Source organism: Chromobacterium subtsugae, from assembly GCF_001676875.1.
Classification (GTDB): Bacteria; Pseudomonadota; Gammaproteobacteria; order Burkholderiales; family Chromobacteriaceae; genus Chromobacterium; species Chromobacterium subtsugae.
The window spans coordinates 152,868-177,021 of the sequence record NZ_JYKA01000003.1 but is presented as its reverse complement, the minus strand read 5'-3'; the positions used below and the strand labels follow the sequence as shown (position 1 = coordinate 177,021).

The window sequence follows — 24,154 nt, the reverse complement described above, 5'->3', positions numbered from 1 at the left end:
GGCCGGTTTGCAGCCTGGCGCGGATGTCTGATGGCGTCCTCTCCTCCCGCGGCGCGTTGCCGGCAGGCAGGGACTCGGGAAGACGGAGCCGGGAGAGGAGGCCGTCGGTTCAACGGCGGCTACCGGCGTTTCTGGGGTGGCGAAACGCGCCGGTCCTCATCGCAGATCCTGCGATACGTTTCAAAATGTAACACGATTGCGGGTGGTATCTACCAAATTAAGGCCCGACCTTGGCACATTACCCGAACGACATGGAAAATTTCCATTCAGCATGAACACCTGACCGTGAAATCTGTGCCAACTAGGAATAAGATTAAGTAAAAGCACGTAATGCCCAACGGGCGCCCTGCGCGAAAAACCCTCCTCGTCCGCCACAGGAGTTGAAGTCATGGTTACGTTCCAGGCGCTCCAGCCTTTCATCGACACCGTCCAGGGTTGCCTGATCGTGGCGTCTCCGGACGATGGCCGCATCGCATCCGCCAACCAGTTGGCCTGCATCCTGCTCGCCTGTCCCCACGACGAACTGCTGGACCGCTCCATCTTCGACTTCATCCAGGATCCGGAACTGGCAGCCGGCATCCGCGCCGAGCTGGGCAGCGACAACATGATCTACAACCGCGGCATGCAGCTGCGCACCGCCAGCGGCCGCGATTTCGAAGCGCAGCTGTCGGTGCGCAAGGTGAGCCTCAACGACCGCCCGATGCTGGTATTCAGCTTTTCCGACCGCACCGAGGCCAAGGTGATGGGGCAGCTGCTGGACTTTGAACGCCAGCTGGTGGAGCGCTCGCTGAGCATTGTCAAGACACTGAAGGAAGAAGGCGGCCAAACCGACGACGAGGACAAGCTGACCGGCGTCGCCGGCATGCACCGGCTGCTGGCCGTCGCCAACGCCGAAACCAGCCGCGCCCGCCGCTATGGCGGCCCGCTGTCGGGCTTGACGCTGGAACTGGTCAACGCGCCGGAAATGGTGCCCGACCAGGACGACGGTTCGGCCTACGCCCATCTGATCCGACTGGCCGGCAGCCTGTGCCTGCAAAACGCCCGCGACAGCGACCTGGTGGCGCGCCGCAGCGCCAACGCCTTCATCATCCTGCTGCCCAACACGCCGATGAGCGGCGCCAATGAAATGGGCCGGCGGCTGATCAAGTCGTTGCGCCAGCTCACCTTCGTCTATCAGGGCGCGGAACACCAGGCCGCGGCCTGCGTCGGCCTGAGCGCGCTGCGCCCGACCGAAACCAGCCCCGCCCCGATGCTGGAGCGGCTGCAGCAGGCGCAGGGAAAAGCGCGCGAAGGCGGCGCCAACTACATCATCAAGCTGCCCTGAACGGCGGCGCGCGCAAAAAAACCGCCCGGCGGCGTCGCCCGGGCGGTTTTTTTACGTGAAGATGGCTTAGGCCAGCCGGTCCAGCAGCTTCTGGTGGATGCCGCCGAAACCGCCGTTGCTCATCACCAGCACATGGTCGCCCGGCCGGGCCGCGGCGACGATGGCGTCGATCAGCGCATCGAAGTCGGTGAAGGTTTGCGCCTTGGCGCCCATCGCCTCCAGCGCCTCGCCCGGATTCCAGTTGAGGCCCGCAGCCGAGCAGAACACCTGGTCGGCCAGCGCCAGCGAACCCGGCAGCGCGTCTTTCATCGTGCCCAGCTTCATGGTGTTGGAGCGCGGCTCCAGCACCGCCAGGATGCGCGCCTGGCCCACCTTGCGGCGCAGGCCTTCCAGCGTGGTGGCGATGGCGGTCGGATGGTGGGCGAAGTCGTCGTAAACGGTTACACCGCCCGCCACGCCCTTCACTTCCATCCGGCGCTTGACGTTGGCGAAACGCGACAAGGCGTCTATCGCATCTTTCACCGCCACGCCGGCATGGCGGGCGGCGGCGATGGCGGCGACGGCGTTCAGGCGGTTGTGCTCGCCCATTAGTCCCCAACGCACCGTGCCCTGCATCTGGCCGTTAAGCAGCACATCGAAACCGCCGTCCTCATGCAGCTCGCCCAGCTGCCAACCGGCGTCCGCGCCGAAGCGCTCCACCGGCGTCCAGCAGCCGCGCTCCAGCACGCGCTCCAGATTGGCCTCGCGGCCGTTGCTGACGATGCGGCCGTTGCCGGGAATGGTGCGCACCAGGTGGTGGAATTGGGTTTCGATCGCGGCCAGGTCGGCGAAAATGTCGGCGTGGTCGAATTCCAGATTGTTCAGGATGGCGGTGCGCGGCCGGTAATGGACGAACTTGGAGCGCTTGTCGAAGAAGGCGGTGTCGTACTCGTCGGCCTCGATCACGAAAAAGGGGCTGACGCTGGCCGGATCCAGCGCCGGCTTGCCCGGCAAGCGCGCCGACACGCCGAAATTCTCCGGGATGCCGCCGATCAAAAAGCCCGGAGCCAGGCCGGCGTCTTCCAGTATCCACGCCAGCATGGAGCTGGTGGTGGTCTTGCCGTGAGTGCCGGCCACCGCCAGCACCCATTTGTCCTGCAGCACGTTCTCCGCCAGCCATTGCGGGCCGGAGATGTAAGGCAAGCCGCGATTGAGGATTTCCTCCATCAAGGGCTTGCCGCGCGTCACCACGTTGCCGATCACGTACACGTCCGGGTTCAGTTCGATCTGCTCCGCGCCGAAGCCTTGGGTCAGGGCTATGCCCATCTCCTCCAGCTGGGTGCTCATCGGCGGGTAGACGTTGGCGTCGCAGCCGGTCACCTTGTGGCCGGCCTGTTTGGCGATGGCGGCGATGCCGCCCATGAAGGTACCGCAGATACCCAGGATGTGGATGTGCATGGTGTCGGTCAGTAAGGCGTTCAGGACAAAGTTGCTAGGATAGCTGAAACGCCATGCCGCGAAAACGCCGCGCCGCCAGCCTGCTCTCGGCAGGACGTAAGAATATTCTTTTTGACTTAAAAATTATTAACAATTAACATTATTAATTTTTGAACTATCCTGGCAAATAAAGTCACCTCTGCGACAAATACTCTGGAGCGCAAGCTTCGCCGCCTGCCTGATATCCGGCAATTCCGCGTCTGAAACCCTCTCCTCGCCGCCGCAACCGCCTTTCTTGCCGGGTCGACCGCCGATCTTCCCTCTCGAAAACAACAGCCAAAGACAAGATGAAACGCAAATCCAAACTGGCCAATTCCGTGCTCATCATCGGCCTGGCCGCCTCGCTCAGCGCCTGCGGCTCGATGCGCAGCTATCAAGGCGAAATGAAAACCGCTCTGGCCGCCGCCAACGAAGGCCGCATCGACGATGCGCTGGCCAGCGTCGAGGCCAACAACAGCAGCGAAGACAAAGACCTGCTCTATCACCTGGAGAAGGGGCAGTTGCTGCGGCTGAAGGGCGATCTGCAAGGCAGCGTGGACGCCTGGCTGAAGGCGGATGAAAAGATCCGCGTCTGGGAAGAGGAATCCAAGCTCACCACATCCAAGGCGGCGGAAACCGCCGGCAGCCTGCTGATCAACGACAAGGTCCGGCGCTACGACGGCGAAGACTATGAGAAAGTGATGCTCAGCACCATGCTGACGCTGGATCACGCGCTGTCCGGCAACTACGCCGGCGCCCGCACCGAAATCAAGAAAACCTACGAGCGCGAAGCGCTGATCGCCAGCCTGCACGAAAAAGAGTACGACAAGGTGGAAGAGGAGGCGAAAGAGAACAACGTCCAGACCACCTTCAAGGATCTGCAAGGCTATCCGGTCGAAACCCTGGACGACCCGGAAGTCCTGAACCTGAAGAACGGTTATCAGAGCGCCTTCAGCCACTACCTCGCCGGCTACATCTTCGAGTCGCTGCGCGAGCCCTCCCTCGCCTCCGCCGGCTACCGCAAAGCCATCGAGCTGCGCCCCAACATGCCGCTGCTGGAGCAAGGCCTGAAAGGCCTGAACAGCCGCATCGCCCAGAAAGCCGCTGGCACCGACGTCTTGTTCGTGGTGGAAAGCGGGCTGATCCCCACCCGCACCTCGCTGGCCATTCCGATGCCGTTCAGCCTGGACGGCAAGCCCATCATCACCCAGATCGCCTTCCCGGTGATCATGCCCGGCCACAGCTACCAGCCGCTGGCCTTGCAGGTGGGAGACAAGCCGGTCGCGCTGACGCCGATCAGCAATTTCGACGCCATGGCCCGCCGCGCGCTGCGCGACGAGATGCCCGGCATCATCATGCGCAGCACCGTGCGCGCCGTCGCCAAAGGGCTGGCGCAGAAAGAGCTGGGCGACCAGTTCGGCGCGCTGGGTTCGCTCGCTGGCATCACCGCCACCGTGCTGACCGAGCAATCCGACGAGCGCGCCTGGAGCACCCTGCCCGCCCGCATCGCCATCGGCCGCGTCAACCTCAAGCCGGGCCGCTACAGCGTCAGCGTGCCCACCCCGAGCGGCGAACGCCAGGTCGAGCTGGATATCTCCGGCAGCCACGCCATCGTGCCGCTGCGCCTGTTCGAACAAACCGTCATCCCGCCCCAAGGCGGCAAGCAACCGCCGGCAGCCGCAGTGAAAACCGCCGGCATTTAATTCAGGAACACCATGAACATGCGTCACATCCGTCGTTGTCTGCTCCTGGCCGCGCTGGCCGCGGCCCCGCTCTGCCATGCCGACGGGCTGGAAAGCAAACTGGAAACGCTGGGGAAAATGGACAACATCAAGGTGGAGTCCGCACGCGTCGTCAAGCGCAACGACTTCCTCAACGTCCAGGCCGAGCTGTCCAACAGCGCCACCAAGCAGCAGATGCTGTTCTACCGCTTCAAATGGCTGGATGGCAGCGGCATGCAAACCGGCGCCGAGGAAACCTGGAAGCAGCTGCAGCTCCAGGGCCTGGAGCGCAAATCCATCCAGACCGTCGCCCCCACGCCGCAGGCCGCCGACTTCCGCCTGGAACTGCAGAGCCCCGACAACTCCGTCAATCTTTTCCGTTAATTCCGCAAGTCAAGGATACCCATGATGAATGCCCGCAATCTGACCCGCTCCGCCCTGTGCGCCCTCGCCATCGCCGCCCTGTCCGGCTGCGCCCAGACCAACTCGCCGACGCTGGGCGACGGCTCCGTCAGCTACGGCGACAGCAAGGCGGTGGAACTGGTCAGCAATGAATTCGGCTCCACCGACCTGCAGCGCCTGGCGGAAAGCATGACCCGCTCGCTGGTGCAGGTGCCGGTCATCCGCGGCAAGCGCCTGACCCTGGCCGACGTGCAGAACAAGACCAGCGAATACATCGACACCGCCGAAATCACCAAATCGATCCGCGTGCAGCTGATGAAGGCCGGCACCGTGCGCTTCGTCGCCGACGTGGCCCACATGGAAGGCCAGACCCAGGAATTGATGCGCCAGAACCAGTCCGGCCTGTACGACAAGAGCAAGAGCAAGAAGATAGGCAAGATGGTCGGCGCCGACTACCGCCTGACCGGCGGCATCTCCTCCATCGTCAAGAAGAACAGCGACGTCAAGGACGTGTACTACAAGCTCAGCCTGGAGCTGGTGGACAACGAAACCGGCGAGCTGGTATGGGCCGACGAGCAGGAAATCCGCAAGACCTCCCGCCGCTGATCCTTGTTTTCCGGCCGGGCCTCCCACGGAAGCCCGGCCTTCTGCAGACTGACATTTCCATGCCAAAAATCTTATTGAAAAGCCTGGCCGCGGCCCTCCTCGTGCTGCCGACGCTGGCCGGCGCCGCCGCCCTCAAAATCACCGTCGCCAATCTCGCCTACGAAGAAAAAGTGGAAGAATACTTCCACCTGACCGCCGCCTCCAGCGACGACAGCTTCAACGCCAACCGCAACTACGCCGCCGCCTCCAGCAGCAACCGCTATCTGGAAGTGGAAGGCACCAAGGTCCGCATCGACCGCGGCGAAATGCGCCGCTTCAACGCCGACATCAAGGGCGAGCTGCTGAAGCTGCGCACCGTGCAGCTGGTGGAAGCCCAGGGCTATCGGCCCTCCAAGAACAACGAAACGCTGTTCGACGTGATCGCCCGCATCAAGCGCGGCGAGTTCCGCGGCGCCGATTACGTGCTGTTCGGCACCGTCTCCAACATCGACGTGCAGGACGACGCCAACCCCATCGCCGGCACCTCCACGGTGTCCTTGTCGCGCAATATGCAGCTGGTGGCGGACTTCAGCCTGGTAAACACCAAGACCTACGCGGTGAAGGCGGCGTTCAGCGCGATGGGAGCCGGCTCCGACGTCAAGCTGGTCGGCGAGCAAGGCGCCGTCCTCAACCCCAACAACGGCAAGATCGTGTCCGAAGTGTCCAAGTCGCTGGGCCATAACGTGGTCGAACAGATCACCGAGCAATTCGGCGCGCTGGGAACCATGCGCGACAACGGCGGCTACGCCGACGCCCGCCAGCCGACGTACGCCGCGCCGCAGGAAGAAGTGATGGTGCTCACCCCAGCCGCGCCGGCCAAATAAGCCAGCGGCCGGCATGAAAAAAGCCCGCGGCGCGCCGCGGGCTTTTTTTGCGCCAAGAACCGCGCTCAGAAGAACAGCCAGGTCATCAGCACGAAGCAAGGCATCAGGATGGCGCCCGACCACAGCATGTAGCCGAAGAAGCCCGGCATCTTGACATGGCGGTGCTCGGCGATGGCCTTCACCATGAAGTTGGGCGCGTTGCCGATATAGGTGTTGGCGCCCATGAACACCGCGCCCATCGAAATGGCCAGCAGCGTGCTGCCCAACGGCCCCATCAGCGTGGCGGCGTCGCCGGAGGCCAGGTTGAAGAACACCAGGTAGGTCGGCGCGTTGTCCAGGAAGCTGGACAGGATGCCGGTCATCCAGAAGTACATGCCGTCCAGCGGCTTGCCGTCCGGCGCCGACACCATCTGCACCAGGCCGGCCAGGTCGCCGTGCGCGCCGGCGCGCAGGATGGCGATCACCGGCACGATGGTGATGAAGATGCCGGCGAACAGCTTGCCCACTTCCAGGATGGGCAGCCAGTTGAACTCGTTGCCGGCCCGCACCTGCTTGGGCGTGATCCACAGCGAGGCCAGCGCCAGCAGCAGCAAGGCGGCGTCGCGCAGCAGATTCTGCAGCTCCAGGTGGGCGCCGGGCAGCTCGAAGACGATGCCGGGCTGCCACAGGCCGGACATCAGCACCGCGCCCACCACGCCGGCCAGCAGCCAGAAATTGCGCTTGCCGTACAGCTTCAGCGGCTTGTCGTGGCTGGCGTCCACCGGCTTGAGCGTGCCCTCCTGCGCTTCCTTGGCGTACAGATGGCGGTCGAGGAAATAGAATATCGCCAGCAACAGCGCGGCCAGGGTCGCCACCGGCGCCAGCATGTGCTGGAAGGTCCAGCCGAAGGTCACGCCCTTGAGAAAGCCGAGGAACAGCGGCGGGTCGCCCAGCGGAGTCAGGCCGCCGCCGACATTGGCCACCAGGAAAATGAAGAACACCACCACGTGCACATTGCGCTTGCGGCCCTCGTTGGCCTTGAGCAAGGGGCGGATCAGCAGCATCGCCGCGCCGGTGGTGCCCATGATGGAGGCCAGACAGGTGCCTATCGCCAGCAGCGCGGTGTTCAGCCGCGGCGAGCCGTGCAGCGATCCCCACACCAGGATGCCGCCGGACACGGTGTACAGCGCGAACAGCAGCACGATGAAGGGAATGTATTCGGTTAGCAGCGCGTGCAGCACCAGCGTGGCGGCGTGCCCCAGGCCGAAGGACACGGCGAACGGCGCCAGGAACAGCGCGGTCCAGGCGGCGGTGATCTTGCCGAAATGATGATGCCAGATGCCGGGCGCCAGCATCGGAAACAGGGCGATCGACAACAGGATGCCGGCAAACGGCACGCCCCAGGCCAAGCCCATCGCGGCCCCGTCCATATCGGCGGCCTGCGCGAGCGCGGGCGTCATGGACAAGGCCGCCATGCCAAGTAATTTATGATTCATCAGTCCTTCCTGCGGGCATGCGCCCAAGAGCAAAAAATGCAGCGAGATGCTGCCAGAACGTTCCCGGTTGTAGTGAGCGGCGCAGGCAGACTCCGGGTGCCCGCCTGGCCGGATGCGCCGCGGACGGCGCCTGGGCTTAGCGGCTGCCCTTCTGGATGAACTCGATCTTGTAGCCGTCCGGGTCCTCGATGAAGGCGATCACGGTGCTGCCGTGCTTCATCGGGCCGGCTTCGCGCGTCACCTTGCCGCCCTTGGCGCGCGCCATGTCACAGGCGGCGTAGGCGTCGTCCACTTCGATGGCGATATGGCCGTAGGCATTGCCCAGCTCGTAGGATGCGGTGTCCCAGTTGTGCGTCAGTTCCAGCACGGTATGGTCGGCCTCGTCGCCGTAGCCGACGAAGGCCAGCGTGAAGCGCCCTTCCGGAAAATCGGAACGGCGCAGCAGTTTCATGCCCAGCACTTCCTGATAGAACGACAAAGAGCGCTCAAGGTTCCCCACGCGCAGCATGGTATGGAGCATTCGCATAATCAATCTCCTAAATGATTCAATCAAAAGCAAACAAGGCGCCGCCATATTGGCGCAGCCAGCGGCGTGCATCGCGCCAGCCGGGGCACAGACGCTCGGTCTCGGCCCAGAACGCCGGGGAATGGTTCATGTGCAGCAAGTGGGCCAACTCATGGGCGATCACATAGTCCACCACCGCCAGCGGCGCCTGCATCAGGCGCCAGTTCAGCCGGATCCGCCCATCGGCGCTGCAGCTGCCCCAGCGGGTGCGGGCGGACGACAGCTGCAGGCTGGACGGCTGGCGCGAACAGCGCGCCGCCAGCAAGGCCAGGCGGCCGGGAAACAGCGTAGCCGCCTCGCGTTTCAGGAATTTGGCCACCACCGCCTTCAGGCCGTCGCGGTCGCCGGCGGCCACCCCGCCCACCAGCAGCGCGTCGCCGCTGCGGCGCGCCGTTTTGCGCAGGCCGCCGGCCAGTTGCAGCGGCAGCGGCTGGCCCAGCAGAGTCAGGTGAGTGAGCTCGGCGCCGGCAGCCAGCTGGCTGCGCTGGCGCAGCACGTGGCCGACTATCCAGTCGCGGCGCAGCTCCAGCACCTGGTGCAGCCGCTGCTGGCTGACGCCGGGCGCGGCGATCAGCTCCACCACGCCGCCGTGCACCTTGATGCCTATGCTCTTGCGCGCGCGGCGGGTGAGCAGCACCGGCACCTCGCCGTCAGGCAGAGGCAGGCGGTGCCAGACGCTGGCGTTTTTCATCGGGATGGGCGAAGGGGCCGACGCCGCCGATCAGGCGCTGCTGCGATTCTATCCAGGCTTCCGCCTCGGCCATCATCGCCTCCGGACCGGCGTCATCGGCCGGACGCACCGCCGGGCCGATCACCACGGTGACTTCGCCCGGATACTTGAGGAAGGCGTTGCGCGGCCAGAATTCGCCGGCATTGTGGGCCACCGGCACCAGCGGCATGTCGAACTGCTTGGCCATCCGCGCCGCGCCCAGCTTGTATTTGCCCGGCACGCCCGGCTTGGTGCGGGTGCCCTCGGGGAACACCGTGATCCAGAACTTGTGGCGCTTGCGCTCCAGCCCCTGCTCCAGCAAGCGCTGGTTGGAGCGGGAACGGTCGGAGCGGTTGATCATGATGGGATTCATCAGCACCAGCCCCCAGCCGAAGAGCGGAATCCAGGCCAGCTCGCGTTTGGCCACGTACACCTGCCACGGAAAGATCTTCTGCAGCGCCAGCGTCTCCCAGCCGGACTGGTGCTTGGAGCAGATCACCGACGGCTCGTCCGGGATGTTTTCGCGGCCGACCACCGTGTACTTCAGGCCGATGACGTGCTCAAGCATCCACAGCAGGGTCAACGCCCAGCTGACGCCGAACACATGGCGGCCGCGGCGCGGCAGCGGCGCCGCCAATAGCAGCAGGCAGAAAAACAGCGGCGTGATGACGCACAGCACCAGCCAGTACAGCAGATTGCGTATCCATAGACTGATCATGCTTGCAGTGTCTACCTCAGTGATGGTTGATCAGATGCTCGGCGGCATCGTACAGGTCGTTGAACACCAGGGTGCTTTCCGGCAGCTTGCCGGACGCCATCGTCTTGGCGCCCTTGCCGGTCTTCACCAGGATGGGCTGGCCGCCCACCGCTGCGACGGCCTCCAGGTCGCGCAGGCTGTCGCCCACCAGCGGCAAGCCTTCCAGCTTGACATTGAAGCGCTCGGCGATCTCCAGCACCATGCCCGGCAGCGGCTTGCGGCATTCGCAGCCGTGGTCCGGCCCGTGCGGACAGAACACCACCGCGTCGATGCGGCCGCCGGCCTGGTTCACCAGCCGGTGCATCTTCTCGTGCATCGCGTTGAGCGCGTGCACGTCGAACAGGCCGCGGGCGATGCCGGACTGGTTGGTGGCCACCACCACGCGCCAGCCCGACTGGGTCAGGTTGGCGATGGCTTCCAGGCTGTGCTCGATCGGCACCCATTCCACGCTGTTCTTCACGAAATCGTCGCGGTCTTCGTTGATCACGCCGTCGCGGTCGAGAATGACTAGTTTCACGCGTCCCCCAATGAGTAGGGCGGAAGCCCCGCCGGGGCCTTCCGCCATTCAGGCTATCGCAAGCTGAAAGTTTGGCGGAAGCCCGGCCAGGCCGGGCTTCCGCCCTGCCCTTACTCCGCCAGCAGCGAGATGTCCGCCACGCGGTTGAACAGCGCGGCCAGGCGCGCCAGCAGCGCGATGCGGTTGGCGCGCACCGCGGCGTCCTCCGCCATCACCATCACGCCGTCGAAGAAGGCGTCGACCGGCGCCTTCAGGCTGGACAGCTGCGCCAGCGCGGCGGCGAAGTCGTGGGCGGCGAACTTGGCGTCCACCGCCGGCGCCAGGGTCTCCACCGCGTCGAACAGCGCGCGCTCGGCGTCTTCGGCGAACAGCGCCGGGTTCACCGCGGCGATGTCGCCCTCGGCCTTCTTCAGGATGTTCTTCACCCGCTTGTTGGCGGCGGCCAGCGCGGCGGCCTCCGGCAGCGCCTTGAACTGGGCCACGGCGGCCAGCACCGCGCGCACCTCGGACAGGCGGCTGGGCGACAACGCCAGCACAGCGTCGATCTCGTCGGCCTTGCAGTCGGCGGCCAGGAAGTTCTTCAGGCGGTCCATCATGAAGCCGAACACTTCGTCGGCCACGCCGGCGGACAGCTTGCCGGTCGGGAAGGCGTTGGCCACGATATCCAGCAGGCGCTTCAGGTCCAGGTCTGCCTCCAGCGCCATCCGCACCACGCCCAGCGCGGCGCGGCGCAGCGCGAACGGGTCCTTGTCGCCGGTCGGGATCAGGCCTATGCCCCAGATGCCGATGATGGTTTCCAGCTTGTCGGCCAGCGCCACCGCGGTGGCGATCTTGCCTTCCGGCAGCGTGTCGCCGGCGAAGCGCGGGTGGTAGTGGCCTTCGATGGCGGCGGCCACTTCCGCGTGCTCGCCGTCATGGCGGGCGTAGTACATGCCCATGATGCCCTGCAGCTCGGGGAATTCGCCCACCATGTCGGACACCAGGTCGGCCTTGGCCAGGTAAGCGGCGCGGGCGGCCAGCGCGGCGTCGGCCCCCAGTTCATGGGCGATGGCGCCGGCGATGCTCTGCAGGCGCTCCACGCGCTCCAGTTGCGAGCCTATCTTGTTGTGGTACACCACATTGGCCAGGCGCGGCAGGCGGCTGTCCAGGCGGACCTTCTGGTCTTGCTCGAAGAAGAACTTGGCGTCGGACAGGCGGGCGCGCAGCACGCGCTCGTTGCCGCCGATGACGAAGGACGGATCCTGCGGCGCGATGTTGGACACCAGCAAGAAGCGGTTCATCAGCTTGCCGTTCTGGTCCAGCAGCGGGAAGTATTTCTGGTTCTGCTGCATGGTGAGGATCAGGCATTCCTGCGGCACTTGCAGGAATTCGGCCTCGAAGCCGGCTTCCATCACCACCGGCCATTCCACCAGGCCGGTCACTTCGTCGAACAGCGCATCCGGCGCGGCGATGGTGGCGCCCAGTTTGGCGGCGGCCTCGGCCAGCTTGTGGCCGATCAATTCGCGGCGGGCGGCGAAGCTGGCGATCACCTTGCCTTCTTCATGCATGGCGCGGGCGTAGCCATCGGCGTCGGCGATGCTGACCTCGCCCTGCGACAGGAAACGATGGCCGCGGGTAACGCGGCCGCTCTTCAGGCCCAGCACTTCGCCATCGACCACGGCGTCGCCGTGCAGCATCACCAGGCCGTGCACCGGGCGCACGAACTGCACGTCCAGATTGCCCCAGCGCATCAGCTTGGGGGCCGGCAGCTTTTTCAACGCCAGCGCCACCACGTCGGACAGCAGCGCGGACAGCGCCTCGCCGGCCTTGGTGCTGGAATAAGCGTAGACATCCTGCTTGCCGTTGCTGACCACGGCCAGCTCGGACACTTCCACGCCGCAGGAGCGGGCGAAGCCGGCCAGCGCCGGAGTCGGCTGACCGTCCTTCATGCCGGCGGCCACCGCCGGCCCCTGGCGGGTGACGCGCTGCTCGGGCTGCATGGCCAGCACTTGCGGCAGCTGCACCGCCAGGCGGCGCGGCGACGCGTAGGCCACCGCTTCGGCGTCGGCGGCGATGAACTGCAGCTTTTTCAGCTCTTCGGTGATGGTCTGGGCGAAGCTGGCGGCCAGGCGCGGCAGGGCCTTGGGCGGCAGCTCCTCGGTCAGGAGTTCTATCAGCAGGGTTGCGTTCATTGTCATCGTTTCAATTATTTTGGGAAGCGGCGCCGGCCGCCTCGCAAATCACCTTCATCATGGCGTGGGCGACCGAATCCTCGTTCACCGGCTGCCACTTCCAGGCGTAGCGCGGCACCGGGAACATCGTGGAAAACAGGTGCTTGTTGTTCTGATCGAAATATTCCGACCCGACAAACACGTATTGGTACTGCTTGCAATCGGCGTAGCCGGTGGTGCGGCGGATGTAAAAGTGCAGCCGGTACGATTTTTCGTAGCGTTGCCTGGCAAAGCGTTCCTGGTGGATGAAATGCACCAGGCCATCCTTGCCCAGCCACAGGGAGTTGCCGTCTATCGCCAGCTGCAGCGACTTGCCGTCCTGGTACACCACCCAGTCGGCAGGCTGCTCGGCCCAGGCCGGCAGGCTGCAGCACAGCAATATCGCAATACAGGCTTTCATCATCCACTCCCCGGCAAACCCGGCCCGCGCCGGCCTTACCAGCATAGGCAATGCCGGCAAAACCTCGTCAGTCCTTGCGGCACATCGGGAAGCCCAGCGCCTCGCGGGCGTCGTAATAGGCTTGCGCCACGCCGCGCGACAGCGTGCGGATGCGGCCGATGTAGGTGGCGCGCTCGGTCACCGAGATGGAGCCGCGGGCATCCAGCAGGTTGAAGGTGTGGCCCGCCTTCAGGATCATTTCATAGGCCGGCAGCGGCAAGCTGGCTTCCAGCAGCGCCTTGGCCTCGGCTTCGTAATCGCTGAACTGGCGGAACAGCAGTTCGACATTGCTGTGCTCGAAGGCGTAGCGGGACTGCTCCACTTCGTTCTGGTAGAACACGTTGCCGTAGGTGACAGGCTGGCCGTCCGGCAGATGGGTCCAGATCAGGTCGTAGACGTTTTCCACCCCCTGCAAGTACATCGCCAGGCGTTCCAGGCCGTAAGTGATCTCGCCCAGCACCGGCTTGCAATCCAGGCCGCCCACTTGCTGGAAGTAGGTGAACTGCGTCACTTCCATGCCGTTCAGCCACACTTCCCAGCCCAGGCCCCAGGCGCCCAGCGTCGGGTTTTCCCAGTCGTCCTCGACGAAGCGGATGTCCTGCTGGGTGGGGTCCAGGCCCAACTCCTTCAGCGAGCCCAGGTACAGTTCCTGGATATTCGCCGGCGCCGGCTTCAACACCACCTGGAACTGGTGATGCTGGAACAGCCGGTTCGGGTTTTCGCCGTAGCGGCCGTCCTTGGGGCGGCGGCTGGGCTGCACGTAAGCGGCGTTCCAAGGCTCCGGGCCCAGCGCGCGCAGGAAGGTGGCGGTATGCGAGGTGCCCGCGCCCACTTCGGTATCGTACGGCTGCAAGAGCGCGCAGCCTTGGCGGTTCCAGTAGTGCTGGAGCGTGAGGATGATTTCCTGGAAGGTAAGCATAAACGTGGCGGTAGAAGAAGAAGTAAACGACGATTCTACCGCCTAGCGCCGCCGGAGCAAAGCCGTGCCGTCCGCGCCGGCGATGCGGGCCGCCAGCCGCCGCCCCTTGTCCAGGCAATCCGGCAGCGACGCGCCGTCCAGCCAGTTGGCGCACAGATGCAAGCCCCGCTCGGCCCACGGCGCCGTCGCCGCGCGCAGCGCGCGCTGTATCGCCGTGCCCTGCGGCAAGGCCTGCGGCCAGCGCGCGACGCGCTGCAGCGTCGGTGCCCCCTTTAGTCCGAACAGCCGCTCCAGTTCCCAATTCAGCCGCGCCAGCAGCGCATCGTCGTCCAGTTCCAGCAGCGCGGCCTGGCGCCGGCCGCCGATGAAGCTGGTCAGCAGCCGCTCGCCGGGACGGCAGACATGCGGGTAGAGATTGCTGGACATCAAATGCCCTAGCGCCAACGCCCCCTCGCTGTGCGGATGCAGGCCGCCGAAGCCCGGCAGCGGCCGCGTCAGCGCCTCGGCGCGCGCCAGCGTGAACGCCACCGCCAGCGGCGCGTAGCGCACCTGCCGGCACAGCGTCGCCGCCGCCGGTTCCGACCCTTCCAGCAAATCGGCGGCGGCGCCGGCCGGCAGCGCCAGCACCACTTGATCGAAGCGCTCCCAATCCGCCCCGGCGCGCAGCCGCCAGCCCGAGCCGTCGCGCGCCAGCGCCGTCGCCGGCGCGTTCAGCCGGATGTCCAGATCGCGCGCCAGACGACGCGGCAAGCTTTCCAGGCCGCCGGCCAGCGTGCAGACCCGCCGCGCCGCACGCTGGCCGCGCAGCCGCAGCAAAGCGCGCCACAGCGGCCCCGGCGATTGGGCCGCCACCGCCAGCTCTGGCAGGGTTTCCGCCAGCAGCAGCTCATCCGGATCGCCGGCGAAGACGCCGCCCGCCAGCGGGTCCAGCAAGTTATCCAGCGCCGCGCGGCCGAACTGGCGGCGGCAAAACGCCGCCAGGCTTTCCTCCCCTGCCCGCGGATCGCCGGATTTCAGCAGCCCCGCCGCCACCCCCAGTTTGGCGGACCAACCGGGAAAACCGCCCGCCAGCCATTGCGAGACGCTCTGCGGCAACGGGTGGTAGCGCCCATCCTTCAGCACATGGCGCGGCCTGCCGCCGCCGGCCGGCCATACCGGCGACAGGCCTAGCTCCTCAAACCAGCGCAGCAGCGCCTCGTCCGCCAGCAGCGTATTGGGCCCGGCCTCGCACAAAGCACCCTCGGTCCGGGTCCAGACCTTGCCGCCCACCCGGCCCGCTGCCTCGTACACCCGTACCGGCGCGCCACGCGCCCGCAGCCACCAGGCGCATGACAAACCGGACACGCCGGCGCCTATCACCGCGATCATCGTCTCTCCCCTTGCATAGCTCGGCCCAGATTATCCGACGCGCCGCCCGCGCCGCCCCTGATGGCGGTCAAGCGCCGGCCGCCGCGGGCAAAGCGGACTATACAAAATACAAAGATAATCCGACTGCAAACGAGATCCGCAGATGGCGCATGAAATCCGCATGAAAACCCGGCTCGTCGCGCTGGGCGTGATCAACCTGTCTACCCTGTTGCTGCTGGTCGTCGCCGGCATCTATCAGCTTTCCGCGATGAACCGCGACATGGAGCGGCAATTGAACCATGTCGCCCAGCAAAGCCGGATCAACCGCAGCGTGCAATTGGCCAATTTGCATTTCAAGATCCAGGTGCAGGAATGGAAGGACATCCTGCTGCGCGGCAACGCGCCGGCCGACTACCAGCGCCACTTCAACGCCTTCCAGGCCGAAGGCCGAACGGTGGACCAGACGCTGGAACAGGCGGCCCAGCTGCAAAAAGACAGCGGCCAGGACCGCTCAGCCCTCAACGCCATCCTGCAGCAGCACAGCCAGCTGGATAGCCGCTACCGCGCCGCGCTGGCGTCCTTCCGGCAGAGCGACCGCCTGTCCGGCCAAACCGTGGACCGGCTGGTGCAGGGGCAGGACCGCGACATGACCGAGCAGCTGCTTAACGCCAGCGCCGCCATCCAGGATGGCTTCGAGCGACTGCTGCGGGACCAGATCGCCGAATCGCGCAGCCATTACCGCGACGAGCGCGGCTGGTTCATCGCCGCCGCGCTGCTGAGCCTGGCGGCGCTGGCCGCCGCCATCATCTATATCGGCCGCAGCCTGTTCCGCCAGGTGGGCGGCGAGCCGGCCGAGGTGGCCGCCATCGCCAAGCGGGTGGCTGCCGGCGACCTGACGGTGCGGGTCGCGCCGCGCCCCGGCGACGACATCAGCGTGCTGGCGGCGATGGCGCAGATGGTGCGCCAGCTGACCGGCGTGATCGAGGAGCTGGGGAGCAACGCCGAATCGCTGAACCTGACCTCGGAAGAAGTCTCGGCCTCGGCCCAGGCGCTTAGCCAGAGCGCGTCGCAGCAGGCCGCCAGCCTGGAGGAAACCAGCGCGTCGGTGGAGGAGATCGCCGCCACCGTGGCGCAAAACTCCGACAACGCCGGCATCACCAACGAGATGGCGGGCAAAGCCGCCGAGGACGCCGACCAGGGCAGCCAGGCGGTGGGCCAGACCGTGTCGGCGATACGGGAGATCGCCCGGCAGATCGACATCATCGACGACATCGCCTACCAGACCAATCTGTTGGCGCTGAACGCCGCCATCGAAGCCGCCCACGCCGGCAAGCAGGGCAAGGGCTTCACCGTGGTGGCGGCCGAGGTGAGAAAACTGGCCGAGCACTGCCGCACCGCCGCGCGCGACATCGGCAAGCTGGCGGTGGACAGCGTGGCACTGGCCGAACAGGCCGGCGGACTGCTGGGGCAGATGCTGCCCTCCATCCGCAAGACCGCCGACCTGGTGCAGGAAATCACCATGGCGTCGAAAGAGCAAAGCGAGGGGCTGATGCAGATCAACACCGCGGTGTGCCAACTGTCGATGACCACGCAGCTGAGCGCCTCCACCTCGGAAGAGCTGTCGTCCACCGCCGATCAGCTCAACAGCCAGGCGCTGCGCCTGAAGCAGATGATGGCCTTCTTCAAGACCCGCCGCGCCGCCGACGCGCCGCCGCATGACTGACCCCGCCGCCAACAAAAACGGCTCCCGCAAGGGAGCCGTTTGCCTGGCGAAGCGGGGAGCCGGATCAGCTCCAGTCCAGGATCACCTTGCCGCTTTGGCCGGACAGCATGGAGGCGAAGCCGGCTTCGAAATCGTCCACCTTGTAGTGGTGGGTGATGATGGGGCTGATGTCGAGGCCGGACTGGATCAGGGCCACCATCTTGTACCAGGTCTCGAACATTTCGCGGCCGTAGATGCCCTTGATTTCCAGGCCCTTGAAAATCACCTGGTTCCAGTCGATGGCGGTGTTGGACGGCGGGATGCCGAGCAAGGCCACCTTGCCGCCGTGGTTCATGGTTTCCAGCATCTGGCGGAAGGCTTGCGGGTTGCCTGACATTTCCAGGCCGACATCGAAGCCTTCGGTCATACCCAGTTCCTGCATCACTTCCTTCAGGTCCTGCTTGGCGACGTTGACGGCGCGGGTGGCGCCCATCTTCTGCGCCAGTTCCAGCCGGTAGTCGTTGACGTCGGTGATGACGACATGGCGCGCGCCGACGTGTTTGGCGATGGCCACCGCCATGATGCCGATCGGGCCGGCGCCGGTGATCAGCACGTCCTCGCCCACCAGGTTGAAGCTCAGCGCGGTGTGCACGGCGTTGCCGAAGGGGTCGAAGATGGAGGCCAGATCGTCGGAGATGTCATCCGGGATCGGGAAGGCGTTGAAGGCCGGGATCACCAGGTATTCGGCGAACGCGCCTTCGCGGTTCACGCCCACGCCGGTGGTGTTGCGGCACAGGTGGCGGCGGCCGGCGCGGCAGTTGCGGCAGTAACCGCAAGTGATGTGGCCTTCGCCGGACACGCGCTGGCCGATCTTGAAGCCCTGCACTTCCGAACCCATGCCGGCGACGACGCCGACGTACTCGTGGCCGACGTGCATCGGCACCGGGATGGTCTTCTGCGACCATTCGTCCCAGTTCCAGATGTGGATGTCGGTGCCGCAGATCGCGGTTTTGACGATCTTGATCAACAGATCGTTGTGGCCGACTTCCGGCATCGGCACATCGGTCATTTCCAGGCCGGGAGCGGCCTTCAGTTTGGCTAACGCCTTCATGATTCTCTTATCCTTGCCCGCCGCGCCTGACGCGGCGCGGCGCTTGACGCATTAATCGGGGATGACGCCCAGCTCGCGGCCCACCTTGATGAAGGCGGCCACCGCGCGCAGCACCTGCTCTTCGCTGTGCGCCGCGGACATCTGGGTGCGGATGCGCGCCTTGCCCTTGGGCACCACCGGGTAGGAGAAGCCGATCACGTAAACGCCCTCCTTCAGCAGCCTGGCGGCCATCTCGCCAGCCAGGCGGGCGTCGCCCAGCATCACCGGCACGATAGGGTGTTCGCCCGGCACCAGCGTGAAGCCGGCGGCGGCCATTTCCTTGCGGAACAATTCGGCGTTGCGGCGCACCTTGGCGCGCAGTTCGGCGCCTTCGCCGCTCTTCAGGATGCTCAGCACTTCCACGCTGGCGGCGGCGATGGCCGGGGCCAGCGTGTTGGAGAACAGATAGGGGCGCGAGCGCTGGCGCAGCAGGTCGACGATGGGCTGGCGCGCGGCCACGTAGCCGCCGGACGCGCCGCCCAGCGCCTTGCCCAGCGTGCCGGTGTAGATGTCGACGCGGTCGGCCACGCCGCACAGCTCCGGCGTGCCGGCGCCGGATTCGCCGATGAAGCCCACCGCGTGGGAGTCATCCACCATCACGATGGCGCCGTGGCGGTCGGCCACTTCGCACAGGCCTTTGAGGTTGGCGATGATGCCGTCCATAGAGAACACGCCGTCGGTGACGATCAGCTTGAAGCGCGCGCCGGCCGCTTCGGCGGCGATCAGCTGCGCTTCCAGATCGGCCATGTCGTTGTTCTTGTAGCGGAAGCGCTTGGCCTTGGACAGACGCACGCCGTCGATGATGGAGGCGTGGTTCAGCTCGTCCGAGATCACCGCGTCCTCTTCGCTCAGCAGGGTTTCGAACACGCCGCCGTTGGCGTCGAAACAGCTGGAGTAAAGAATGGTGTCGTCGGTGCCCAGAAATTCGGAAATGGATTTTTCCAGCTGCTTGTGGATGGACTGGGTGCCGCAGATGAAGCGCACCGACGCGCAGCCGTAGCCGTACTCGTCCATGCCGGCCTTCGCGGCCAGCACCAGCCGCTTGTCGTCGGCCAGGCCCAGGTAGTTGTTGGCGCAGAAGTTCAGCACCTTCTCGCCGCCGGCCAGCGCGATGCCGGCGCTTTGCGGCGTGGCGATCACGCGTTCCGGTTTTTCGAAGCCGTCGGCCCGGATCTGCGCCAGCGTGGCTTGCAGGTGGGCAAGGTAAGTGTGGTTCATAACAGTCCTTGTGATTGGCCGGACGCGGGGCCTTAGCCCGCAGCCGGACTGCGCGGCGGCCCGCCCGACAGGCAGGCCGCGAGATAAACTGTCGCCATTCTAGCCCAGCCGTCACGCGGCTAGCAGTGACAGTTTTCAGTGTTTTGGCGGCACTCTGTCACCGTTGCCGGCGACGGGCGGCTTGGCCTCGCCGGACGGCGCGTCTTCCTCGTCGTCATCCCAACGCAGCGGCGCCACGCCGGACGGCAGCTTGATCGGCGGCTCCTTGCGCGCCAGCCTGGCCAGCGTGCCGATCAGCGCGATGGCCGGCGCGGCGATCACCGCCACCCAAAACCATGTGGCATGCAGTACATCCATCTTCCCATCCTCAAAAACAAACACCCCCTGCCGCCAGCGCGATCGAGGGGGTGGACGCCATGCTTTATATTATCAACGCTGGCGCAGCAAACGCGCGGCGTCCATCGCGAAATAAGTCAGAATGCCGTCGGCGCCGGCGCGCTTGAACGCCAGCAGGCTTTCCATCATGCACTTTTCTTCGTTCAGCCAGCCGTTCTGGAACGCCGCCTTCAGCATCGCGTACTCGCCGGACACCTGGTAGGCGAAGGTGGGCACGTGGAAGGTGTCCTTGACGCGGCGGATCACGTCCAGATAAGGCATGCCGGGCTTGATCATCACCATGTCGGCGCCCTCTTCCAGGTCTTGCGCCACTTCCTGGATGGCTTCCTCGATATTGCCCGGATCCATCTGATAGCTGTTCTTGTCGGCCTTGCCCAGATTGGCCGACGAACCCAGCGCGTCGCGGAACGGGCCGTAGAAGCCGGACGAATACTTGGCGGAATAAGCCAGGATCTTGGTGTGGATGAAGCCTTCTTCCTCGAACGCCTGGCGGATGGCGCCGATGCGGCCGTCCATCATGTCCGACGGGCCGAACACGTCCACCCCGGCTTCGGCATGGCACAGGCCCTGCTTGACCAGGATCTCGGTGGTTTCGTCGTTCAGCACGTAGCCGTTGGCGTCTATCACGCCGTCCTGGCCATGGATGGTGTACGGGTCCAGCGCGCCGTCGGTCATCACGCCCAGCTCCGGGAAGCGCTTTTTCAGTTCGCGCACCACGCGCGGCACCAGGCCTTCCGGGTTGTACGCCTCGCTGCCTTCGTTATCCTTGTCGCCGGTGATCACCGGGAACAGCGACAGCATCGGAATGCCCAGCTCCAGCGCCTCTTCCGCCACGTAAAGCAGCTTGTCCAGCGTCAGCCGCGGCGCGCCCGGCATCGACGGCACGTCAATCTGCTGGTTGCTGCCCTCCATCACGAACACCGGGTAAATCAGATCGTCGACGGTGAGCGCATTCTCACGCATCAGGCGGCGGCTGAACGCATCCTTGCGCATCCGGCGCATGCGGGTGGCAGGGAAATAGCGATTGGCAAAAATCATGACGGCAAACCCCCTTAAAAGACGTTGGCAATTGTACGCCTATTCCCGCCGGCGGGCATCGCTACCCTCCCGGACCTGCCGCAGCGGCGCGCCATCCTCGTCCATACCGGCCGCCCGGGTCGATTGCAGAGAAGCGGCCCCGCCTCGCACTCGCGCCAGGCGTCATCCAATTAAGCAATCGCACCTAGCGCAAAATCCCCATCGCCGTGATCCACTTGTCTATATTGGCTACAAGTGCTTTAAGCCTTGCGCCGCATTCCAAATCGCATCGACCGAATTCAATCATTCATCCAGCAGACCCATTCATGCCAACGCCAACGCCAAATCAGCCCGCTGATCCAAGAAAAATCCGCAATCGCTCGGCAAACGCATGCAGCGAAAACCGCAATCCCGTTACGGCTGAATATTCATAGAAAATGACGACTGCCGCGCCAGAAATAAAACCCCTTGAAAAATCACGCGCCAGCCGCCGTTTGCCGCACCGCGCAAATGACCAAGGCCTTGCCTTATATAGACAGCAAATCAAACAAGGCTGCCCTACCCCGCCCCGCGTCTTTTGGCGACAGGCAATCATTCTCATTATTAAGCACGACAATTCACATCAAATGAACGCCAAACTTGCTTATATACATCGCGGGCTTCTGTTCTATATCGCCAATGGAGGCGAGCAGCGAAAAGTTTACGGGCATCAATCGGTTTTAGGGATGGAAGCCGATCCCAACCGTATGGATCCGAATGGATGCAAACCTCTCGAAACCGGACGCCGCCGCGCGAAATCCGGTTTGCCATGCCGATTCGCAATGACAGAACTAGGAGGCGCCGCCGATGAAAAAAAACCTGCCCGTGGACAGCATTGAATTATTTCTGCTGCCCCACCGTCCCATCGTCACCAAAACCGATCTGAAAGGCCAGATCACCTACGCCAACCGGGCCTTCATCGACATCAGCGGCTTCAGCGAAGAAGAGCTGATCGGCCAGTCCCACAATGTCGTCCGCCATCCGGACATGCCCGAAGAGGCGTTCGCCGACCTCTGGACCACCATCAAGTCCGGCCGCCCGTGGAAAGGCCTGGTCAAGAACCGCAGCAAGCAGGGGCATTTCTACTGGGTGGAAGCCTACGTCACGCCGATCTGCGAAAACGGCCGCCCGGTGGGCTATATGTCGGTGCGCAGCGCGCCCTCCAAGACGCAAACCGCCGAAGCCGAGCAGCTCTACGCCCGCGTCCGGGAAAAGCGCCAGGCCTTCCCGCAAACCCGCCACACCACGCCGCTGCCGCTGAGCCTGGCCATGCTGCTGGCGCAGCTGCCTTCCGCGGCGCTGGCCTTGGCCGCCGCCGCCCTGCCCGGCGGCGCGGCGCGGGTCAGCCTACTCGCCCTGCTGGCCCTTTGGGCGCCGCTGGCCGGCTACCTGGCCGCCCGCTGGCAGACGCCCCCCATCGATGCCGCCCGCAAAGCCTTGATGCGCCTGGCCGAAGGCGACTTCAGCAGCCAGATCGCCCCGGCCGGCCTGCGCGAGCCGCGCGCGGTGCTGGAAGAAATGGAAACCCTGCGCATCCACCTGCGCGCCATCCTGGCCGACGTGGTGGCCGGAGCCGAAGACATCAGCGAAGCCGCCAGCGCCACCCACGCTGAGGCCGAATCGCTGAACTCGCGCGGCGAACACACGCAGGAAGGCATCATCCGGGTGGCGGCGGCGCTGGAGCAGCTGTCGGTGGCGGTCAACGAAATCTCCCAGGCCACCCGCACCGGCGCCGACTTCGCCGGCCAGGCCACCGAACTGGCCACCCAGGGCGAAACGCAGATGAACGGCACCCGCCAGGCCGCGCTGGAGGTGGTCAACGAGGTGTCCAGCACCCGCAACACCATCATCAAGCTGGAACAGTCGGTGGAATCGATCAACACCGTCACCGGCGTGATCAAGGAAATCGCCAATCAGACCAATCTGCTGGCGCTCAACGCCGCCATCGAGGCGGCGCGGGCCGGCGAGCAAGGCCGCGGCTTCGCGGTGGTGGCCGACGAAGTGCGCAAGCTGGCCGAACGCACCGCCGGCAACACGCTGGAGATAGAACAGTCGGTGGCCTTCCTGCGCGAACGCTCAAGCGAAGCGCTGGCCGACGTCAAGGCGGCGGTGGACAAGGTGCACATCGCCGAAGCGACGATACAGGTGGCGGCCCAGGGGCTGGAGGCCATCCGCGGCGCCAACGAGAAAGTGGCGGAATCCTCCGCCAGCGTGGCCAATATGCTGCGGCAACAGTCGTCGGCCTCCACCGAAGTCGCCCAGAACATGGAAACCATGAGCCGCCTGACCGAGCAAAACGGCCACAGCATCAGCACCACGCTGCAAGTGGCCCAGAAACTGCACCTCACCGCCGGCGACCTGCGCCGGCTGGTCAGCCAGTTTGAAAAACACATGTGAAACCCGCCGCCGCCAGTGATGGCGGCGGCTTTCTTCCTAGCGAGAACCGTGGATCGCGACTGCGCTGAGCGCGCCAGCCAGATGGCATGCGAGCTGGGCATTCTCGCCATATCGATGGCGCGTACGAAAGACTAAACCACATTAAGCCTACGACTTGCTCAGACAAAACTGACTCCCACAGGGCCGTAGATACCGTCCAGAACGGCCACCTCACAAAACCCTTAAACAAAAATAACGAACAAAAACAAACCACCTCCTCCTAAAACAGAAAAAACAGTAGCAACTACCACGAAAATATTCGATTCAAAACAGTTAGACTTAAAATGAAATCTATGAATAAATAAATCAAAAATATACTTAAAGAAAATGGAATAAAACCCCAGAGAAATCAAGTAAGCAAACACCTCACTCCAATCAATTCCTTTCTGAAAAAAAAGATTATAATAAAAATGGCATCAGGAAGAAGCAAGTAAAGTGGAAAGCCTAAAAACCATTTCATCCTCCTCCTCTCCAATATCCAAGCAGGGAAATACACCCAAAGCCCCACCCATCCCCACAGCCCCCTTAACATTACCCAACCGCTATGAGCTGGCCAACCCAAAAAAATCAATACCAATAGTTTGAGGATGTAAAAATACCACCCCAACCTCAAAATTACCCCACCATAAAATTTACACTCTTTCAAAAACCCGGAAAAAATCACCCCTAAAGCAAGAGCTGATACCGAAAAAAAGAAAAACGACAAAAACTGGAGAACAAAAACATCATAACTCCTTAAGAAATTTACCAAAAGTGCAAATATAAAAATCGTCAAAAAAATTGCAATCGAAAAGAAAAATAAGCACGTAGAAAAAAAACGCTCCCATAAGGACATTTAAATTAATCCGATCAATCACAAATGATAGTCCTTAGCTGAATAACATAAT

At 64.3% G+C, this 24,154-nt stretch carries 23 protein-coding genes; 8 read left to right on the top strand and 15 right to left on the bottom strand.

Annotation, left to right across the window (positions count from 1 at the left end):
* Positions 1-388 precede the first annotated feature (388 nt).
* A complete protein-coding gene (locus MY55_RS04785; protein ID WP_043577978.1) occupies positions 389-1,324 on the top strand; it encodes a PAS domain-containing protein in 936 nt (311 codons plus the stop codon).
* 66 nt (positions 1,325-1,390) lie between these two features.
* Here the strand turns inward: MY55_RS04785 and mpl are convergent, their stop codons facing one another.
* Positions 1,391-2,761 (bottom strand): UDP-N-acetylmuramate:L-alanyl-gamma-D-glutamyl-meso-diaminopimelate ligase, encoded by a 1,371-nt coding sequence (gene mpl, locus MY55_RS04780; RefSeq protein ID WP_065202043.1) that lies wholly within the window; start codon positions 2,759-2,761, stop codon positions 1,391-1,393.
* 326 nt (positions 2,762-3,087) lie between these two features.
* On the opposite strand from mpl, the gene MY55_RS04775 reads away from it, so the two are divergent.
* The 4 genes from MY55_RS04775 to MY55_RS04760 are packed head-to-tail and all read left to right on the top strand — an operon-like array spanning position 3,088 to position 6,371.
* Positions 3,088-4,482 carry a COG3014 family protein gene (locus tag MY55_RS04775; protein ID WP_052258202.1) on the top strand — a complete coding sequence of 465 codons (1,395 nt, stop codon included), beginning with the start codon at positions 3,088-3,090 and terminating at the stop codon, positions 4,480-4,482.
* Between the two features lie 18 nt (positions 4,483-4,500).
* Complete coding sequence (locus tag MY55_RS04770) at positions 4,501-4,884, top strand: YcfL family putative periplasmic lipoprotein (RefSeq protein WP_157889262.1); 384 nt, start codon at positions 4,501-4,503, stop codon at positions 4,882-4,884.
* 21 nt (positions 4,885-4,905) lie between these two features.
* Positions 4,906-5,508: a penicillin-binding protein activator LpoB gene (gene lpoB, locus MY55_RS04765; RefSeq protein WP_043577983.1), complete on the top strand. Its 603-nt coding sequence runs from the start codon at positions 4,906-4,908 to the stop codon at positions 5,506-5,508.
* Between the two features lie 59 nt (positions 5,509-5,567).
* The gene (locus tag MY55_RS04760) at positions 5,568-6,371 is read left to right on the top strand and encodes a penicillin-binding protein activator LpoB (protein ID WP_152681999.1); all 804 of its coding nucleotides are present in this window, start codon (positions 5,568-5,570) and stop codon (positions 6,369-6,371) included.
* A 65-nt stretch (positions 6,372-6,436) separates the two neighbouring features.
* Here the strand turns inward: MY55_RS04760 and MY55_RS04755 are convergent, their stop codons facing one another.
* The 9 genes from MY55_RS04755 to hemG all read right to left on the bottom strand — a co-directional run bounded on the left by MY55_RS04755 (position 6,437) and on the right by hemG (position 15,330).
* Positions 6,437-7,846, bottom strand: a complete 1,410-nt coding sequence (locus tag MY55_RS04755; RefSeq protein ID WP_043577986.1) for a sodium:proton antiporter — start codon at positions 7,844-7,846, stop codon at positions 6,437-6,439.
* A gap of 136 nt (positions 7,847-7,982) precedes the next feature.
* Positions 7,983-8,372, bottom strand: a complete 390-nt coding sequence (gene gloA / locus MY55_RS04750) for a lactoylglutathione lyase (RefSeq protein WP_043577988.1) — start codon at positions 8,370-8,372, stop codon at positions 7,983-7,985.
* A 19-nt stretch (positions 8,373-8,391) separates the two neighbouring features.
* Positions 8,392-9,102 carry a M48 family metallopeptidase gene (locus MY55_RS04745; protein WP_065202041.1) on the bottom strand — a complete coding sequence of 237 codons (711 nt, stop codon included), beginning with the start codon at positions 9,100-9,102 and terminating at the stop codon, positions 8,392-8,394.
* On the bottom strand, positions 9,062-9,838 hold the full coding sequence (locus tag MY55_RS04740) for a lysophospholipid acyltransferase family protein (protein WP_043577993.1): 777 nt from the start codon (positions 9,836-9,838) through the stop codon (positions 9,062-9,064). The genes MY55_RS04745 and MY55_RS04740 overlap by 41 nt, the downstream gene beginning before the upstream one ends.
* Before the next feature lie 16 nt (positions 9,839-9,854).
* Positions 9,855-10,394, bottom strand: a complete 540-nt coding sequence (gene gmhB / locus MY55_RS04735; RefSeq protein ID WP_043577996.1) for a D-glycero-beta-D-manno-heptose 1,7-bisphosphate 7-phosphatase — start codon at positions 10,392-10,394, stop codon at positions 9,855-9,857.
* A gap of 110 nt (positions 10,395-10,504) precedes the next feature.
* Positions 10,505-12,565 carry a glycine--tRNA ligase subunit beta gene (gene glyS / locus MY55_RS04730; RefSeq protein ID WP_081284626.1) on the bottom strand — a complete coding sequence of 687 codons (2,061 nt, stop codon included), beginning with the start codon at positions 12,563-12,565 and terminating at the stop codon, positions 10,505-10,507.
* A 10-nt stretch (positions 12,566-12,575) separates the two neighbouring features.
* Positions 12,576-13,004 carry a surface-adhesin E family protein gene (locus tag MY55_RS04725; RefSeq protein ID WP_043578000.1) on the bottom strand — a complete coding sequence of 143 codons (429 nt, stop codon included), beginning with the start codon at positions 13,002-13,004 and terminating at the stop codon, positions 12,576-12,578.
* Between the two features lie 67 nt (positions 13,005-13,071).
* Entirely contained in the window at positions 13,072-13,962 is an 891-nt protein-coding gene (glyQ, locus tag MY55_RS04720; protein WP_043578002.1) for a glycine--tRNA ligase subunit alpha, read from the bottom strand.
* 42 nt (positions 13,963-14,004) lie between these two features.
* Positions 14,005-15,330, bottom strand: coding sequence for a protoporphyrinogen oxidase (gene hemG / locus MY55_RS04715; RefSeq protein WP_065202039.1), 1,326 nt, complete (start codon positions 15,328-15,330; stop codon positions 14,005-14,007).
* Positions 15,331-15,490: 160 nt separating this feature from the next.
* On the opposite strand from hemG, the gene MY55_RS04710 reads away from it, so the two are divergent.
* Positions 15,491-17,032, top strand: a complete 1,542-nt coding sequence (locus MY55_RS04710; RefSeq protein WP_244270651.1) for a methyl-accepting chemotaxis protein — start codon at positions 15,491-15,493, stop codon at positions 17,030-17,032.
* A gap of 64 nt (positions 17,033-17,096) precedes the next feature.
* Here the strand turns inward: MY55_RS04710 and tdh are convergent, their stop codons facing one another.
* From tdh to hemB, 4 genes are all read right to left on the bottom strand, one after another.
* Complete coding sequence (gene tdh, locus MY55_RS04705) at positions 17,097-18,122, bottom strand: L-threonine 3-dehydrogenase (protein ID WP_043578008.1); 1,026 nt, start codon at positions 18,120-18,122, stop codon at positions 17,097-17,099.
* A 51-nt stretch (positions 18,123-18,173) separates the two neighbouring features.
* On the bottom strand, positions 18,174-19,379 hold the full coding sequence (locus MY55_RS04700; RefSeq protein WP_043578010.1) for a glycine C-acetyltransferase: 1,206 nt from the start codon (positions 19,377-19,379) through the stop codon (positions 18,174-18,176).
* A gap of 135 nt (positions 19,380-19,514) precedes the next feature.
* Positions 19,515-19,736, bottom strand: coding sequence for a hypothetical protein (locus MY55_RS04695; RefSeq protein ID WP_043578013.1), 222 nt, complete (start codon positions 19,734-19,736; stop codon positions 19,515-19,517).
* 72 nt (positions 19,737-19,808) lie between these two features.
* A complete protein-coding gene (gene hemB, locus MY55_RS04690; protein ID WP_043578015.1) occupies positions 19,809-20,813 on the bottom strand; it encodes a porphobilinogen synthase in 1,005 nt (334 codons plus the stop codon).
* Between the two features lie 416 nt (positions 20,814-21,229).
* On the opposite strand from hemB, the gene MY55_RS23300 reads away from it, so the two are divergent.
* Positions 21,230-21,670 (top strand): hypothetical protein, encoded by a 441-nt coding sequence (locus MY55_RS23300; RefSeq protein ID WP_157889261.1) that lies wholly within the window; start codon positions 21,230-21,232, stop codon positions 21,668-21,670.
* Positions 21,639-23,228, top strand: coding sequence for a methyl-accepting chemotaxis protein (locus tag MY55_RS04685; RefSeq protein WP_047258514.1), 1,590 nt, complete (start codon positions 21,639-21,641; stop codon positions 23,226-23,228). Before MY55_RS23300 ends, MY55_RS04685 begins: the two co-directional genes overlap by 32 nt.
* Before the next feature lie 388 nt (positions 23,229-23,616).
* Here MY55_RS04685 and MY55_RS23980 read toward each other — a convergent pair whose 3' ends face one another.
* Positions 23,617-24,102, bottom strand: coding sequence for a hypothetical protein (locus MY55_RS23980; RefSeq protein ID WP_167595285.1), 486 nt, complete (start codon positions 24,100-24,102; stop codon positions 23,617-23,619).
* Between the last annotated feature and the right edge of the window lie 52 nt (positions 24,103-24,154).

Coding starts and splice junctions, on each gene's coding strand:
- glyQ (WP_043578002.1), bottom strand. CDS start 13,962: ATGCTTACCTTCCAGGAAATCATCCTCACGCTCCAGCACTACTGGAAC.
- MY55_RS04710 (WP_244270651.1), top strand. CDS start 15,491: ATGAAAACCCGGCTCGTCGCGCTGGGCGTGATCAACCTGTCTACCCTG.
- MY55_RS04740 (WP_043577993.1), bottom strand. CDS start 9,838: ATGATCAGTCTATGGATACGCAATCTGCTGTACTGGCTGGTGCTGTGC.
- MY55_RS23300 (WP_157889261.1), top strand. CDS start 21,230: ATGACGACTGCCGCGCCAGAAATAAAACCCCTTGAAAAATCACGCGCC.
- MY55_RS04725 (WP_043578000.1), bottom strand. CDS start 13,004: ATGAAAGCCTGTATTGCGATATTGCTGTGCTGCAGCCTGCCGGCCTGG.
- MY55_RS04700 (WP_043578010.1), bottom strand. CDS start 19,379: ATGAACCACACTTACCTTGCCCACCTGCAAGCCACGCTGGCGCAGATC.
- hemG (WP_065202039.1), bottom strand. CDS start 15,330: ATGATCGCGGTGATAGGCGCCGGCGTGTCCGGTTTGTCATGCGCCTGG.
- gloA (WP_043577988.1), bottom strand. CDS start 8,372: ATGCGAATGCTCCATACCATGCTGCGCGTGGGGAACCTTGAGCGCTCT.
- tdh (WP_043578008.1), bottom strand. CDS start 18,122: ATGAAGGCGTTAGCCAAACTGAAGGCCGCTCCCGGCCTGGAAATGACC.
- MY55_RS04775 (WP_052258202.1), top strand. CDS start 3,088: ATGAAACGCAAATCCAAACTGGCCAATTCCGTGCTCATCATCGGCCTG.
- glyS (WP_081284626.1), bottom strand. CDS start 12,565: ATGAACGCAACCCTGCTGATAGAACTCCTGACCGAGGAGCTGCCGCCC.
- MY55_RS04685 (WP_047258514.1), top strand. CDS start 21,639: ATGAAAAAAAACCTGCCCGTGGACAGCATTGAATTATTTCTGCTGCCC.
- MY55_RS04785 (WP_043577978.1), top strand. CDS start 389: ATGGTTACGTTCCAGGCGCTCCAGCCTTTCATCGACACCGTCCAGGGT.
- MY55_RS04745 (WP_065202041.1), bottom strand. CDS start 9,102: ATGAAAAACGCCAGCGTCTGGCACCGCCTGCCTCTGCCTGACGGCGAG.
- mpl (WP_065202043.1), bottom strand. CDS start 2,761: ATGCACATCCACATCCTGGGTATCTGCGGTACCTTCATGGGCGGCATC.
- lpoB (WP_043577983.1), top strand. CDS start 4,906: ATGATGAATGCCCGCAATCTGACCCGCTCCGCCCTGTGCGCCCTCGCC.
- MY55_RS23980 (WP_167595285.1), bottom strand. CDS start 24,102: ATGTCCTTATGGGAGCGTTTTTTTTCTACGTGCTTATTTTTCTTTTCG.
- MY55_RS04695 (WP_043578013.1), bottom strand. CDS start 19,736: ATGGATGTACTGCATGCCACATGGTTTTGGGTGGCGGTGATCGCCGCG.
- MY55_RS04760 (WP_152681999.1), top strand. CDS start 5,568: ATGCCAAAAATCTTATTGAAAAGCCTGGCCGCGGCCCTCCTCGTGCTG.
- hemB (WP_043578015.1), bottom strand. CDS start 20,813: ATGATTTTTGCCAATCGCTATTTCCCTGCCACCCGCATGCGCCGGATG.
- MY55_RS04770 (WP_157889262.1), top strand. CDS start 4,501: ATGCGTCACATCCGTCGTTGTCTGCTCCTGGCCGCGCTGGCCGCGGCC.
- MY55_RS04755 (WP_043577986.1), bottom strand. CDS start 7,846: ATGAATCATAAATTACTTGGCATGGCGGCCTTGTCCATGACGCCCGCG.